The sequence below is a fragment of the Myroides sp. NP-2 genome (genome assembly GCF_014145665.1).
Classification (GTDB): Bacteria; Bacteroidota; Bacteroidia; order Flavobacteriales; family Flavobacteriaceae; genus Flavobacterium.
This window is the reverse complement of record NZ_JACHTD010000003.1, coordinates 31,979-46,734: the sequence shown is the minus strand read 5'-3', so window position 1 is coordinate 46,734 and position 14,756 is coordinate 31,979. Positions and strand designations below refer to the sequence as shown.

The 14,756-nt window shown below is 39.8% G+C and carries 14 protein-coding genes; 3 read left to right on the top strand and 11 right to left on the bottom strand.

The genetic code is table 11. The features are described from left to right. Positions 1 to 7 precede the first annotated feature (7 nt). From H4K35_RS04035 to H4K35_RS04020, 4 genes are all read right to left on the bottom strand, one after another. Positions 8 to 316: a co-chaperone YbbN gene (locus tag H4K35_RS04035; protein WP_182626110.1), complete on the bottom strand. Its 309-nt coding sequence runs from the start codon at positions 314 to 316 to the stop codon at positions 8 to 10. A gap of 28 nt (positions 317 to 344) precedes the next feature. Further along, positions 345 to 983, bottom strand: a complete 639-nt coding sequence (locus tag H4K35_RS04030; RefSeq protein WP_002985718.1) for a peroxiredoxin — start codon at positions 981 to 983, stop codon at positions 345 to 347. 782 nt (positions 984 to 1,765) lie between these two features. Beyond that, a complete protein-coding gene (gene ureC, locus H4K35_RS04025) occupies positions 1,766 to 3,472 on the bottom strand; it encodes an urease subunit alpha (protein WP_182626109.1) in 1,707 nt (568 codons plus the stop codon). A gap of 20 nt (positions 3,473 to 3,492) precedes the next feature. Then, the gene (locus H4K35_RS04020; protein WP_182626108.1) at positions 3,493 to 4,116 is read right to left on the bottom strand and encodes an urease subunit beta; all 624 of its coding nucleotides are present in this window, start codon (positions 4,114 to 4,116) and stop codon (positions 3,493 to 3,495) included. 142 nt (positions 4,117 to 4,258) lie between these two features. Between H4K35_RS04020 and H4K35_RS04015 the strand changes: the two genes are divergently transcribed. Next, on the top strand, positions 4,259 to 5,158 hold the full coding sequence (locus tag H4K35_RS04015; protein WP_182626107.1) for an AraC family transcriptional regulator: 900 nt from the start codon (positions 4,259 to 4,261) through the stop codon (positions 5,156 to 5,158). A gap of 53 nt (positions 5,159 to 5,211) precedes the next feature. On the opposite strand, the gene H4K35_RS04010 is transcribed toward H4K35_RS04015, so the two are convergent. The 7 genes from H4K35_RS04010 to H4K35_RS03980 form a co-directional block, all read right to left on the bottom strand. Next, complete coding sequence (locus H4K35_RS04010; RefSeq protein WP_182626106.1) at positions 5,212 to 6,117, bottom strand: DUF4822 domain-containing protein; 906 nt, start codon at positions 6,115 to 6,117, stop codon at positions 5,212 to 5,214. A 138-nt stretch (positions 6,118 to 6,255) separates the two neighbouring features. After that, complete coding sequence (nhaC, locus tag H4K35_RS04005; protein ID WP_182626105.1) at positions 6,256 to 7,701, bottom strand: Na+/H+ antiporter NhaC; 1,446 nt, start codon at positions 7,699 to 7,701, stop codon at positions 6,256 to 6,258. Positions 7,702 to 7,801: 100 nt separating this feature from the next. Further along, entirely contained in the window at positions 7,802 to 7,981 is a 180-nt protein-coding gene (locus H4K35_RS15650) for a hypothetical protein (RefSeq protein ID WP_220497649.1), read from the bottom strand. A gap of 106 nt (positions 7,982 to 8,087) precedes the next feature. Further along, on the bottom strand, positions 8,088 to 10,421 hold the full coding sequence (locus tag H4K35_RS03995; protein ID WP_182626103.1) for a ribonucleoside-diphosphate reductase subunit alpha: 2,334 nt from the start codon (positions 10,419 to 10,421) through the stop codon (positions 8,088 to 8,090). A gap of 27 nt (positions 10,422 to 10,448) precedes the next feature. Beyond that, complete coding sequence (locus H4K35_RS03990) at positions 10,449 to 11,420, bottom strand: ribonucleotide-diphosphate reductase subunit beta (protein WP_182626102.1); 972 nt, start codon at positions 11,418 to 11,420, stop codon at positions 10,449 to 10,451. Positions 11,421 to 11,435: 15 nt separating this feature from the next. Beyond that, positions 11,436 to 11,882, bottom strand: a complete 447-nt coding sequence (locus H4K35_RS03985) for a tetratricopeptide repeat protein (protein WP_182626101.1) — start codon at positions 11,880 to 11,882, stop codon at positions 11,436 to 11,438. Between the two features lies 1 nt (position 11,883). After that, entirely contained in the window at positions 11,884 to 12,474 is a 591-nt protein-coding gene (locus H4K35_RS03980) for a superoxide dismutase (RefSeq protein ID WP_182626293.1), read from the bottom strand. Between the two features lie 270 nt (positions 12,475 to 12,744). On the opposite strand from H4K35_RS03980, the gene H4K35_RS03975 reads away from it, so the two are divergent. Together H4K35_RS03975 and H4K35_RS03970 are read left to right on the top strand one after the other, a co-directional pair. Continuing rightward, complete coding sequence (locus H4K35_RS03975) at positions 12,745 to 13,671, top strand: bestrophin family protein (protein WP_182626100.1); 927 nt, start codon at positions 12,745 to 12,747, stop codon at positions 13,669 to 13,671. Between the two features lie 193 nt (positions 13,672 to 13,864). Next, positions 13,865 to 14,491 carry a 2OG-Fe(II) oxygenase gene (locus H4K35_RS03970; RefSeq protein ID WP_182626099.1) on the top strand — a complete coding sequence of 209 codons (627 nt, stop codon included), beginning with the start codon at positions 13,865 to 13,867 and terminating at the stop codon, positions 14,489 to 14,491. Positions 14,492 to 14,756 lie beyond the last annotated feature (265 nt).

Sequence of the window (14,756 nt, the reverse complement as noted above, 5' to 3'; positions counted from 1 at the left end):
TTTAGAATTAACCGATTTCTCCAACCAACTCGTGTAAAACTTCCGTTTTATTTGTTTGGGTTTGGTTCACTAGTTTTCCGTTAACAAAAGTAGCGAATGTAGGTAAATTACTCACGTCAGCTAGTTTTCTCGATTCAGGGAATTTTTCAGCATCTGCAATAACAAAAGTGATATTCTCTTTTTCTGTTGAAAGCTTTTTAAACTTCGGTTTCATAATTCTACAATTACCACACCATGTAGCTGAAAATTGTACAACTACTTTTTCGTTTTGACCTACAATTTCTTGTAAGTTATCTTGTTCTAATTCTAAAAGCATTTTTTTGTTTTTTTGCGTTAATACCTAATTAGTGTTTGCTTAAGTAATCAGCAACACCTTTTCTGTCTGCATTCATTGCGTCTTTTCCTTCTTCCCAGTTTGCAGGACATACTTCACCATGTGTTTGAACGTGTGTGTAAGCGTCGATTAATCTCACGTACTCATTAACGTTTCTTCCTAATGGCATATCGTTTACTGACTCATGGAAGATTTTTCCTGTTTCGTCAATCAAATAAGTCGCTCTGTATGTAACGTTTGATCCTTCGATTTGTACTGAATCCAACTCTTCGTTATACACTTCACTTTCAACGTCTAAAATTCCTAATACTGAAGATAAATTTCTTTGTGTATCAGCAATAATAGGGTAAGTAACTCCTTCGATTCCTCCGTTGTCTTTTGCTGTGTTTAACCAAGCAAAGTGAACTTCGTTTGTATCGCAAGACGCTCCAATTACCATTGTATTTCTTTTTTCAAATTCAGGAAGAGCCTCTTGGAAAGCGTGTAATTCTGTAGGACATACAAAAGTAAAGTCTTTCGGATACCAGAATAACAATACTTTTTTGTTGTTTTTTGTCGCTTCTTCGAAAATGTTGATTCTTAAATTATCACCCATTTCTGAAATTGCATCTACTGTAATGTTTGGAAACTTTTTACCTACTAAAGACATATTATTTATTTTTTAAAGTTAATATTTGTTTTTCCTTTCTTATTTCTCTTACAAAAGTAGCGTATCGAATTGGTATAAACCATTATATTTGATTATTGTTATTTATTTTACTATAAGTTTTATTTATAGTGATTAGCGTCTACTCTTGTAATTTTACGGAAGCCAGTAAAACTTATTTCGAGAAGCCTAAATATACGAATAAAAAATGACACTATGTGTGAAGGATTTGTTATAAAATGCCCAGTGGAAGAGTAAAAAACAAAACCACGCCTAGATTTATCGAAGGCATAACAAAGGTAAACGAGATGAGATATAATGGGAAATATGCGATGATGGGAAATTAAAGCCCTGCCTCTTCTTCTTATCTTCTAAAGGGTATGCTTTGGTTTCCTTCTATATGAGTACAGAGTTACAGCAAAGTGAGTCCATAGTGAGTCTAGTAAAAAGCGTGTTTTTTATAGACTCACTATGGACTCACTATGGACTCATTATGGACTCATCTTGTCTCGTCCTACTATAACTGTACAGCTATAGTTAATAATCCTACTTCATACTGTACAGATTTTTATTCATCCTTTTATTACTGTACAGTTTTTTTAGGACGGGTCAACAGCTTTCGTACAAGAAGGGTGCAACTGTAGGAAATAAAATTACTGCCTAAGGTACATCTAGTGTTTCCTTCTTAACCGCTTTGGGTCAATAGCTGTAAAAAGAAGGTAGTAGGGGGCTCTACTACCTTGTTGTGAAAACTTTACTCCTTTTTATTCTCTATTTCCAAAAGTCTATATATGATACAATTGACTTAAAGGCAATGATTGGGATGGTTGAATGGAAACAGGTTGATTGTCGATCTGAATCTCATAGGTTTGATGATTCATATGGATATGAGGTTGACTTGCATTGTGAATTAAATCTGATTTTTTCACCTGACGGGTATTCTTGACTGCTTTAAGTGCCTTTTCAACCCCTAGTTCTTGAAGTCCACCGTGATCAATAGCTTGTTGGGCTACAAACAAGGCTGAGATTTCTCCTACGACTTTGCCAAAAGTGCCCCACATTGGGCGGTACATATAAGGTTGAGGAGTAGAGATAGACGCGTTGGGATCGCCCATTCCTGCATAGGCAATTACGCCTCCTTTGACTACCATTTCGGGTTTTATCCCAAAAGCACACGGTCGATAGAAAACCAAATCGGCCATTTTGCCTACTTCTATTGATCCTACATAATCTGCTATACCATGTGTTATTGCAGGGTTGATCGTATATTTGGCTATATAGCGTTTGGCTCTGAAGTTATCATTGTTTGTATCAGGGTGTAAGGGGCCAAAATCTTTCTTCATTTTATCGGCAATTTGCCAAGTACGGGTCACTACTTCGCCAATACGGCCCATGGCTTGTGAATCGGAACTCATCATGGAAATCGCTCCCATATCGTGTAAAACACCTTCAGCAGCAATGGTTTGTTCTCGAATTCTCGATTTAGCAAAAGCAATATCCTCTGGTATATTTTTGTCTAGGTGATGACAAATCATCATCATGTCTAAATGTTCATCAATAGTATTGATGGTAAAAGGATTGGTCGGTGTAGTGGAAGAAGGCAAAATATTATCGTATTCAACCACTTTTAATAAATCAGGTGCATGTCCACCGCCGGCACCTTCCGTGTGATAGGTGTGAATAGACCTTCCGTTGAAGGCGTTGAGTGAATCTTCTACAAAACCAGCTTCGTTTAGGGTATCGGTGTGAATACACACTTGAATATCGGCTTGATCAGCCACTTCCAAACACTTGTTTAATACGTAAGGCGTACTGCCCCAATCTTCGTGAATTTTCATTCCGCCAGCACCTGCAGTTACAATTTCGTGTAATGCTGTGGCACTCGAACTGTTTCCTTTGGCTAAAAAGATGAAATTTACTGGTATTTTGTCTGTTGCTAAAGCCATGCGTTGCAAATGCCAAGCTCCTGAAGTACAGTTTGTAGCAAGGGTGCCCGCCGCAGGACCTGTTCCTCCACCTACAACAGTTGTCGTTCCCGATTGCAGGGCAACATCAAATTGCTGTGGACAAATATAATGCACATGGGTATCTATGGTGCCCGCTGTAACAATTAGGTTTTCACCCGCGATGTATTCCGTACCCACTCCCACAATCATATTGGGCGATACCCCATCCATAATCAAAGGATTACCCGCTTTTCCAATGCCTACAATAAGGCCGTTTTTAATGCCGATGTCTGCTTTTACAATTCCCCAATGATCTATAATAATCACATTGGAAATTACAGTGTCTAACACTTGTTCTTTTGTAGCTAAAGGATGTTGCCCCATTCCGTCGCGTACTACTTTTCCGCCACCAAAAATTAACTCATCCCCATAGGTGGTATAGTCTTTTTCAATTTGGATCCAAAGATCGGTATCCGCTAAGCGTATTTTGTCCCCTGTTGTTGGTCCAAAATAGCTGGCATATTCTTTACGTGATATTTTTTTCATCTTACTTTCTTGCTTTTAAATTAAATCGAACCATTTATTTTTCCTGTAAATCCGTGGATGATTTTTTCTCCTGCGTATGCTACAAGATCTACTGTTTCTGTAACCCCTGGCATAAATCGAATCGATAAGCCCGAAGCAATGTCTAAGTGATAGCCCTTGGTTTTTTCACGATCAAAATGTAAGGCTGGATTTACTTCGTAAAAATGGAAGTGAGATCCGACTTGTACAGGACGATCCGCTGTATTGACAACTGAAACTTGAAGGCGTTTTCTGCCCGCTGAAAGTTCAATGTCGTCAGAAGCAAAGGAATATGCCCCTGCAGCTAGCGTTGTAGTCGGGTTAGATGGTATTGGGGAATTGAGTGAAACGAGCTTTGTTCCATCGACAAACATCGCCTCTACTTGTAATTGCTCAATTAATTCGGGAACCCCTTGCATAACATCGTCACAGGTTAATAATTGGTTGCATTCACCAATCAATTGCTGTACCGTTTTTCCCTCTCTTGCTCCCTCTATTATATGTCCAGATAAGTAGGCTACAGCTTCTGGATAGCTCAGTTTTAATCCTTTTTCTTTTCTGCTCTTGGCCACAATTGCCGCAAATAAAAGAAGCATTTTTTCCTTTTCTTGATGAGTTAAATACATAGTTCTTAAAGTTTTGTACAAAAGTAAAAACTTGTTGACCTCAAGTAAATAGCCATATCATGCCAATACTATCCCTTTTCATGCCATGGAAGCGTATCGATTTTATACTTACCTTTAGAGGTGTTTTTTACTGTATTTTTATATGAAAGAAGTTGCTTCGATTTTATCTAGTTATGATTATAAAAAAAGATATTTGCCTTATCTCGATTTGGCGATACTCAGCAATACGAACTCCCTTCAAATCTATAAAATAGAGGAATATTTAACGGGTATTGTAAAGCCTGTAAGCCCGTATAGAACGGCCTTTAGTTTTATCATCTTTATTACCCAAGGCGAATTTGAACAGCTGATTAGTTTTCAGCATTATCGCATTGCTCCAGGTGAGTGTTTACATGTAAAACAAGGGCTTTGGACTGCTACGCAATACCTTTCTGACGATGTTAAGGGTTTTATCATTTTCTATGAATCTGATATTTTTACACAGTATTTACTGATGCACGACAAAAAGGAGGAAATCAAGTATATGCCTTACTACAAGTTAGAGTATTACGATACGCAGGCATTGACCGCAAGTATGTTGTTGCTCTATGGAGAATTGGGATTGCACGTGATTAGACCTAGTGTGTATGTTCCTATTTTTTACTCCATTTTATCGCGCTTAAACTGCTATACGGTTAATTATACCTTCAGTTCGAGGGATTTAGAAATTGCCTATCGATTTAAAGAATTGGTGATTGACTCTCATATTCGGGAAAAATCTGTCAGCTATTATGCGGATTCCTTGTGTTTGTCAGAAAATTATTTGAATCGATGTATTAAAACCGTACTTGGACGTTCTGCAAAGCAATTGATTAACGAGGTTAATGTGGCTTATGCTAAATTACTCCTCATTAATACCACGCGAGATATCGCCGCTATAGCGTTTGAATTGGGCTATCCATCGCCTAGTTATTTTTCTAAGTTTTTCAGAAAGGAAATGGGGGTATCACCCAATGAATACAGAAGGATAGAACGAGCAAATATTATACATCGTTGGGAATAACATCCAAGGCTTTTTCTAAAGAGAAAAAGCCTTGGAATAGTTCAAGTCTGAATTTAATTTGTTAAGGGTTGATGAAAGACGCGAAGCATCTTTTTACCTACTTGAATGTCATAGGTAAACTTAGCCGTAGTTAGTTCTACGATATAAACTTTTTGTTCCCAAGCGATAGATTGATTGGGATTTCGACCAATGAGTGTGCGTTGTGTTCCATCGACAGAAACATACCAATCTCCTTTTGAACGCACGTTTTTCTTATCGTTAAGCGCTGTAAAAGCAAATGTACCATTGGCGTATTTTCCTTCTTTATTTTTGGGGAAATAGGCATTGCCATGAACATTAGTATAGTAGGTATTTCCTACATAATCGGCTGCAGGAGCTGTATTCATGTTCAGTTTTTTAGCCTGTTGAACCCCTGCGGTGATATCCAATACAGCAACAGTTTTCCAAGGAACGGCCGCCAAAAGCTGAGCTGGCGTTAGGGGTTCCGGATGATTGGTCACAGGTTGGTGATCTACCTCATAGAATGTGTTGGGTTTGCTAGGATCAGGCACAATTCTATAGGAAAATAAACTGTTGTTTACCGCCAGGAGATCTACGGTCCGGGTATAGGCGGTAGAATTTTCGTTGTTGTACACCGTTAAATGGCGTTTACTTGCTCCATCTGTTAGCTTCCAAGTACCAAATAGTTTGGGTTTGTCATTGAAATCTACAAAGCGAAATGTTCCGTCTCGACGATAATAGGCATAACCCGTATAGGTCTGAACGGGACCTGAAGCAAGATCGAGCTTCTTTCCTTGGTGATCTCGAATGGCAGTGGTTTTCCAGACATGTGTGGCCAGTAGGGTTGTTTTGCTGTCTTGGATGGATTGCGGTCGATTGTTGTCCTCCTTCGAGCACGATTGCAAGAAGGAACTGCTAGCTAGTAGTACTGCTAGTGCTGTTAAAAATTTTAGTCTCATATTTTTTTATTTACGAGAACAAATGAAAGAGTAAAAAATAAAGCAATAGAAGAAAAAGGTATATTCTTCATTCTGTTGCTGCATTTTTATGATTTCTTACAGTATAGGGCGCAAAAGGAGGGATTTGATTGTTATGGCTTAGTCCTTCTTGACAATTCGCCTAATTTTAATGTCTAAAGCCGCGTATAACAAGGTTACAAAAGGGCTTAGGTAGTTGAAAAAGGCATAGGGTAAATACGTCAACGTCGGAATGCCCAACACTCCTGCATGATAGGCTCCACAGGTATTCCACGGAATTAATACTGAGGTTACTGTACCCGAATCTTCTAAGGTTCGACTCAAGTTTTCAGGCGCCAATCCTTTTTGTTTGTATGCCTCAGCAAACATTTTACCAGGCACGACAATTGATAAATATTGATCCGAAGTTGTGATATTAACGGCTAAACAGCTCGCCACTGTACTTGCGAACAATCCAAATAAGCTTGTGGCCACGCGCAATAGCGCATGGGAGATTTTTTGGAGTGCCCCGATTGCTTCCATGGTTCCCCCGAAAAACATCGCACATAAAATTAGCCAAACCGTGTTGAGCATGCTAGCCATACCGCCTGCTTCAAATAAGCCATTGAGGCTTTCTAAAGGCGATAGAATGCGGATGTCTGTCGTCAAGGCAAGCATTACGCCTTTGTATGCATTATAGAAATTAAAGACCTCACCACCAGCAACGTGAACAACGATGTCGGGTTGGAATATAAGGGCAAAGACAGCCCCTAGTAAAGTTCCAATTAACAAGGCTGCAATTGGTTGTACTTTTTTGACAATTAAGGCGATTACACAAATGGGAACAATAAACAGAATGGGAGTAATGTGAAAGGTACTGCGTATTGCATCAAGAGTTTCTTGCGTATTTACTTCACCATTAGCGCTGTATAGAAAACCCAAGATCACGAATAGGATGAGGGTGACCACATACGTAGGCACTGTAGTGTAGAGCATATAGCGGATGTGGGTAAACAAATCCGTTCCTGCCATAACAGGAGCTAAGTTTGTCGTGTCTGATAGGGGAGATAATTTATCCCCAAAATAGGCACCTGAAATCACTGCACCACCAATCACCCCTAACGGCATACCTAAGGCATTGCCAATGCCTACCAAAGCTATACCAACGGTTGCTGAAGTGGTCCATGAGCTTCCTGTTGCAATTGAAATAATAGAGGTAATAATCACACAGGCCGGGAGGTAGATCGAAGGGTGTAATATTTCCAATCCATAGTAGATCATCGTGGGGATAATACCGCTCAACAACCAGGTCCCAGATAAGGCTCCTACGAGTAATAGGATATAAATCGCATTCGAGGTGTCTCGAACGTTATTGATAATCTGAGTTAGTATTTTGTCATAAGAAACGCGATTGTACGTTCCTACTAGAATGGCAATCGCTCCACCGAGGAGTAAAATAAATTGATTCGTGCCTGATAAAGCCTCATCCCGGAATACAAAAACATTAATAGCCAATAAAACAACAAGTAATACGACGGGGATTAGTGATTGTGTTAATGAAATAGGCTTTTCTTGTTTTTGTTGCATGTTGATCCGGATTAAAAAGGGTGAATAAAAAAGTAAAAATACTCAATTTAGATGAGTACAGGTCTTTTTATGCACATAAACTGTACCAAAAATGCACGGTTTATCTCACTGAGTTTATATTTGTTTTTTGCGCGGTTTGCACGGTTTGCGCGGTTTGCACGGTTTGCACGGTTTGCACGGTTTGCACGGTTTGCACGGTTTGCACGGTTTGCGCGGTTTGCACGGTTTGCACGGTTTGCACGGTTTGCGCGGTTTGCGCGGTTTGCGCGGTGTATCTCACCTGGTTTATATTTTGTTTTGGTGTTCGATGAATCTTCGATTTGTTTTTTGCGCGGTTTGCGCGGTTTGCGCGGTTTGCGCAAACCGAACAAATCTCACATATAAAATCAACTTCCGCAAGACAGGCATTCCGGATCGTCTAGCGCGCAGCTTGTTGTTGAAGTAGGTTGTTGAAGTAGAGCCGTATCAACGGTAAATTTGATGGCGTCTACGGCTGGTCTTGTTCGCAAGTAGTACATGCCAGTTTTCAGCCCTTTTTTCCAGGCATAAAAGTGCATAGAAGTCAGTTTACTAGCTGTAGGTTCTGCTAAAAATAGGTTGAGTGATTGGGATTGGCAGATAAATGCTCCTCGATCTGCCGCCATATCAATCAGGGATTTTTGCTTGATTTCCCATGCAGTTTTGTACAGCGCTTTGATGTCATCCGGAATGTTGGGCAGGGATTGAATGGAGCCATTTGCTGCAATGAGTTGATTCTTCACAGTAGCATTCCACAAATTCAGTTGAATTAAATCTTGAAGCAGGTGTTTGTTCACCACGACAAATTCCCCAGAGCGCACTCGGCGGTTGTAAATATTGCTGGTATAAGGTTCAAAGCACTCGTTATTGCCTAAAATTTGCGAGGTGGAAGCTGTTGGCATAGGAGCAAGCAGAAGGGAATTGCGCACGCCATGGCGGATAATTTCTTCTCGTAAGCTCGACCAATCCCATCGATCTGATGGAGAAGTCTTCCATAAATCGAACTGAAATAACCCTTTAGAAAGAGGCGAACCAGCGAAGGTTTCATAGCTTCCGCTTTCTTTAGCTAAGTTCATGGAAGCCTCTAAAGCGGCATAGTAAATCGTTTCAAAGATGTCGCGATTTAGCGCTTGTGCTTCCTCACTTTCGAAAGGTAAACGCAACAACATAAATACGTCGGCCAAACCTTGTACCCCAATACCAATGGGGCGATGACGCTTATTCGAATACGCCGTCTCCTCAAGGGGATAATAGTTGTGATCAATAATTTTGTTGAGGTTTCTCGTGATGATTTGCGTGACTTCATACAGTTTTGGAAAGTCGAAGTTTCCGTGTTCAACATAGCGGGGAAGGGCAATAGAGGCGAGATTACAGACGGCTATTTCTTGGGAATTGGTGTATTCCATAATTTCCGTACACAAGTTGGAACTGCGAATAGTGCCTAAGTTCTTCTGGTTGGATTTTTCATTGGCCGCATCCTTATAGCACATAAAAGGCGTACCAGTTTCAATTTGCGTCTCTACGATGGCCTGCCACAAGGCTCTAGCGGGCAGGGTTTGACGGGCTTTATCGGCTCGTTCATAGGCTTGGTATTGGGTGTTAAAAGCGTCGCCATATAAATCGCAAAGGTCTTGAACTTCATTAGGATCAAATAAGGACCAAGAAGCATCCTCCTCAACGCGTTGCATAAAGAGATCGGGAATCCACAGCGCAGGAAATAAGTCGCGTGCGCGCATTTCCTCCTTGCCGTGGTTTTTGCGAATGTCTAAAAAATCAAGGATATCTGCATGCCAAGGCTCGAGATACACAGCAATTGCACCTTTTCTCTTTCCCCCACCTTGATCGACGTATCGAGCCGTTTCGTTAAAAACCTTCAGCATGGGTAGTATTCCATTGGAAACGCCCCCTGTGCCTTTGATATAACTCCCCGTAGCGCGAACATTGTGGATGCTCAGCCCAATCCCCCCTGCCGATTGGGAGATTAAGGCACAATTCTTTAGCGTATCGTATATCCCTTGTATACTGTCTTCTTTCATGCTCAGTAAAAAACAAGAAGACAATTGAGGTTTGGGAGTCCCTGCATTAAAAAGCGTAGGAGTGGCGTGAATAAACCACTTGTTACTCATTAGGTTATAGGTTTCAATTGCCGCATCGATATCATTTTTGTGAATGCCAATAGCCACCCGCATAAACATGTGTTGAGGGCGTTCCGCAACCTCGTTATTTGTGCGAAGTAAATAGGATTTCTCTAGGGTTTTAAAACCAAAGTAGTCGAAGGAATAGTCGCGTTCGTATATAATGCTACTATTCAGTCGATCAGCGTTTTGTTGAATGATCTCATAGGTTTCCTCAGCCAAGAGAGGGGCGTGGGTTTGGGTGATCGGATCGATATAGTGGTATAACTTTTCGGCTGTTTCAGCAAATGATTTTAAGGTGTTTTTATGCAAATTACTCACCGCAATACGCGCAGCCAAAATGGCAAAATCAGGATGTGTCGTGGTATAGGCTGCCACAGTTTCCGCCGCAAGTGTATCTAAAGTAGTGGTTGTTACTTTGTCGTATATCCCTTGAATGACCTTTTTGCTTATTTCAATAATCTCATTTTCTGTAATTTCAAGTCCATAAACTAATTTGTGTAAGCGAGCGGTAATTTTGTCAAAATGTACGGCTTCCATTTTTCCATTTCTCTTTATTACATGCATAAGTGTGTGTTTTATAAGTGGTTAATTTTAAAAGTCTTCGTTCAATGAAAAAGCAACGGCCGTAGCATCTTGTTGCAGGACTCCTGTTTTTTGATATTCTCCAACGCGGCGCTCAAAGAAATTCGTTTTGCCTTGTAGAGAAATGAGTTCCATAAAATCAAAGGGATTGGTCGCATGCCAAATTTTACTACAGCCCAAAGTAAGGAGTAGGCGATCAGCAACAAACTCAATGTATTGACACATTAGGTCAGCGTTCATGCCAATTAGGCGAACCGGGAGTGCTTCGGTGACGAATTCCTTTTCAATGGCCACCGCATCTTGGATGATGGTGTGTATAGTGTCTTCTGACAGTTTGTTTTGGATGTGGTTGAGGTAAAGTAAACAAGCAAAATCACAATGCAGGCCTTCATCACGACTGATGAGCTCATTGGAAAAAGTAAGCCCAGGCATTAATCCTCGTTTCTTTAACCAAAAAATGGAACAAAAACTACCCGAAAAGAAAATTCCCTCTACGGCAGCAAAGGCGATTAACCGCTCGGCAAAGTTGTCGCTCTCGATCCATTGGAGTGCCCAATGGGCTTTTTTTTGTACGCAGTCAATGGTGTCGATGGCGTGTAATAAATAGTCTTTCTCCTTGGGATCTTTGATGTAAGTGTCTAGGAGTAGAGAATACATTTCGGAGTGAATATTCTCAATCATAATCTGGAAACCATAAAAACAACGCGCTTCAGCATATTGTACTTCCTGAATGAAGTTAATCGCTAAATTCTCGTTGACAATGCCATCACTAGCCGCGAAGAACGCCAATACGCGAGAGATAAAAAAGCGCTCATCTTCGTTTAATTGATGTTGCCAATCGGAAAGATCCGAAGAGAGATCTACTTCTTCAGCTGTCCAAAAACTAGCTTCTGCCTTTTTGTAAAAATCCCAAATGTCATCATGTTCAATGGGAAAAATAACAAAACGGTCGTTATTTTCTTGTAAAATAGGTTCTATCATAGCATTTTAATTTGTTTATTGGTTTTTTGTTAGGGTTTGCATCAAGGCATCCCAAGTGCTGTCTGTTGCCTTGTTGCGTTGGTGTCGTTGGGTAAAATCAGCATAGGTTAATAAGGCTTGTTTAAGATCAGCCTGAACATCACTAGCAGCAATATCGTTGTGCTCCATGACGTGAATCAAGAAATAAATAGCTCGTTTCAAGAACTTTTGCGCAAGGTCCAACTGATGTAATTCTTCATAGGTATAGGCCAAATTGTTACAAGAAATAAGGAATACCTGTATGACTGGAATTTTTAATTGCACACACAATTCCCAATGATTGTTCAATACTTCAGCTCGATACATCGCTTCTTTGTAGCCTTTTAAAGCTTCGAGATAGTTCTTTTGATTAAAATTTTCATTGCTGGATACAGTTAAGGTTTTCCAATAACGCTCCAGGTGATTCATACAGGTATCACTCATTTTATTTTAGATTTTGATTAGCAAATTCCCAATTGACGATATCCCAAAAGTTCTCAATAAACTTAGGTCTAGCGTTTCTGTAGTCGATATAATAGGCGTGTTCCCAAACATCAAGTGTCAAAATGGGCGTTTTGTTGAATGTTATCGGCGTATTTGCTTCTTTTAGGGGGATAATTTCCAAAATACCTTGGTCGTTTTGTGCCAACCATGCCCACCCACAGCCGAATAATTTAGCTGCTGTTGTTGAAAATTCCGCTTTGAATTGCTCAAAACTTCCAAAATCACGTTGGATTAGCGCTGCTATTTTTCCCGTGGGAACCTTACCTCCATCGGGCGATAAACAATGCCAAAAGAAAGTGTGATTCCAGTGCTGTGCAGCATTGTTAAACAATCCTTGGTTTTGATTTTGATGCCCCGTTAGGATCAACTCTTCCACCGTTTGTTCCACAAGAGCGGTGTCTTGAACAATATCCTTGAGATTGTTGACATAAGACGCGTGGTGCTTGCCATAGTGATAATCGAAGGTCTCTTCTGTGATTAGAGGAGTTAATGCATCTTTTGCATAGGGTAACTCTGGTAGTTGTAAGTTAATTTTCATGTTATATTATATTAGTTTATTATTTATTGTTGACCGTCAACTGTCAACTGTCAACCGTCAACCTCTCTGCAAAGGTATAAGTTATTTAGTATTATAAAAATATAATTTTAGAGTTGTCTAAAATTATATTTAGTTTGCTTTTGTTTTGTGAAATAGAACCAACTGCTCAGCAGTAGGATAAGAAGGAAAGGAGAATTAAATGCTTGAATCTCCTTTTATTTGTTTGTTATCTTGTAATTTTGTAGGGTTTTAATTCTTAAGCATATGATAGTTAGAGAGAAAAAGCACATTGTACAGATGCTTTTTATTTGGAAGGGATCGGTGCTCAAAAAGATCGCCCCTACGTTATTAGCCATTTTTTTATTTTCGTGGTTGGTGTATTGGAGTCATTATTTTTTTCCAGATATCATAATACCCCTTAATGTAGGAGCCTTTGCCTTAGTGGGGATTTCGTTGGCTATTTTCTTGGGATTTTGCAACAATGCGGCCTACGATCGCTTTTGGGAAGGGCGTAAACAGTGGGGGAGTTTGGTCATTCACAGTCGTTCCTTGGCCTTTCAGTTGTTGCATTATATTGAAGAAGATGAAACCTGTACAAAGGAAGAAAAGCAAAAAGCCATTCGGCTGATTATTGCCTTTTGTTATGCGTTGAATAAACAATTGAGAAATAAAACAGATTGGTCTATTGTTCGTTCGTATGTAACAGAAGAACTGTATCAAGAAATGTTGACCAAGCGCTTTAAACCTGCTTTTTTGTTGAGTGAACTGACAAAATGGGTCAACCAACAGCACAGAGGGGGGCGAATAGATTCGATTACACAGGCGAGAATTGACCAAAATATAGAGCAATTGTCTATTGTTTTAGGGGCTTGTGAGCGCATTGTCCATACGAAGATACCCTTTGTTTACTTTGTGATCTTGCATCGTACCGTCTATGTGTATAGCTTTTTACTTCCTTTTGGATTGATTGATCTCATTGTGTGGACTATGCCGTTTTTTGTTGCGTTTGTCGCCTATACTTTTATTGCATTGGATGCCGTAGTTGCTGAAATCGCCGAGCCTTTTGGCGAAGAGGAAAACGATTTAGCCCTGGATCAAATGTGTAGTACTATTGCTTATTCACTCTCCGAAATTTCGGATTTACCACTGCCGGCTTTGGTCCTTCCAAATGAAGATTATATTGTCAAATAAAGGGTTTCCCTTACGAATAATACAGAAGCACGCATATTGGCGTGCTTTTTTTATAGGCTTTTTTTACTTCTTTCGTTCTACTGTATTCTTGTTGGGAAAAAATTAACATAGCTAAACCTAAAAAAAAGTGCTTCTTGCGCATTATTTTTTTTGTCTTGTAAATTATTTTTGCTTAGTTTTTATCTAATGATATATGGGTGACTTTGAAGTAAATTCATTTTATGAGTTAATAATACACGATTTAGTGAATCGTGGATATGCCGTGGTTGATTGTTTTTTCACGGAGAGGGAAATTGACTTGTTGCGCGCTAACTTTTTTATGAAACAAGAGTTGCAAGTATTTAAAAAAGCCGCAATTGGACAGGCCAGTGAGGAGCAGGTGATTGAGGAAGTGCGCGGGGATTTTATATTGTGGTTGAATGAGCAAACGCCTGATGAGGTGGAGGCAATGTACTTCCAAAGGATGAATGAGTTTATCACTTATGTCAATCGCACTTGTTACTTAGGTATCCAAGAAGGGGAATTTCACTATGCGAGTTATCCTGTAGGAACAGGCTATCAGCGCCATCTGGATGTGTTTCACAAAGATACGCGTCGAACGCTTTCGGTGGTCTTGTACCTCAATGAAAAAGATTGGACACCTGCTAATGGAGGGGAATTGGTGTTGTTTTTACCCGATGATGCAGGTGGTGAACGAGAAGAAATTGTCTATGCACTGCCTGGGCGTTTGGTAATTTTTGACAGTAAGTCCATCGAACACGAGGTGAGAACCGTGCACAAACCCCGTTATAGTATTACAGGATGGCTGAAAACAAGATAACGGTTATCGGTTTGTCATCAACTAAATGGCATGGATAGGGGAGTTGTTTCTATATAAGGGTCTTTAAAGAATAAAGTCTCTTATTTATTAAAAATTTAAAATAATTAAGTCTTATTTGATTAAAATATCAAATAAGACTTTTTTTTTGTGTTTTTTTTGGGATAAATTCACAGTAATACATGTTTTGTTCAGTAGCTCTTCACATGCTGCTATGTACCCTTAAACAATCTTCAAAAGAAGATTTTGACCACTAGATTTTTTCCTA

Excerpts from the sequence above, each read along its gene's own strand:
- ureC (WP_182626109.1), bottom strand. The coding sequence starts at position 3,472 with ATGAAAAAAATATCACGTAAAGAATATGCCAGCTATTTTGGACCAACA.
- H4K35_RS03990 (WP_182626102.1), bottom strand. The coding sequence starts at position 11,420 with ATGATAGAACCTATTTTACAAGAAAATAACGACCGTTTTGTTATTTTT.
- H4K35_RS04015 (WP_182626107.1), top strand. The coding sequence starts at position 4,259 with ATGAAAGAAGTTGCTTCGATTTTATCTAGTTATGATTATAAAAAAAGA.
- H4K35_RS04035 (WP_182626110.1), bottom strand. The coding sequence starts at position 316 with ATGCTTTTAGAATTAGAACAAGATAACTTACAAGAAATTGTAGGTCAA.
- H4K35_RS03995 (WP_182626103.1), bottom strand. The coding sequence starts at position 10,421 with ATGCATGTAATAAAGAGAAATGGAAAAATGGAAGCCGTACATTTTGAC.
- H4K35_RS04020 (WP_182626108.1), bottom strand. The coding sequence starts at position 4,116 with ATGTATTTAACTCATCAAGAAAAGGAAAAAATGCTTCTTTTATTTGCG.
- H4K35_RS03970 (WP_182626099.1), top strand. The coding sequence starts at position 13,865 with ATGGGTGACTTTGAAGTAAATTCATTTTATGAGTTAATAATACACGAT.
- H4K35_RS03985 (WP_182626101.1), bottom strand. The coding sequence starts at position 11,882 with ATGAGTGATACCTGTATGAATCACCTGGAGCGTTATTGGAAAACCTTA.
- H4K35_RS04010 (WP_182626106.1), bottom strand. The coding sequence starts at position 6,117 with ATGAGACTAAAATTTTTAACAGCACTAGCAGTACTACTAGCTAGCAGT.
- nhaC (WP_182626105.1), bottom strand. The coding sequence starts at position 7,701 with ATGCAACAAAAACAAGAAAAGCCTATTTCATTAACACAATCACTAATC.
- H4K35_RS03975 (WP_182626100.1), top strand. The coding sequence starts at position 12,745 with ATGATAGTTAGAGAGAAAAAGCACATTGTACAGATGCTTTTTATTTGG.
- H4K35_RS04030 (WP_002985718.1), bottom strand. The coding sequence starts at position 983 with ATGTCTTTAGTAGGTAAAAAGTTTCCAAACATTACAGTAGATGCAATT.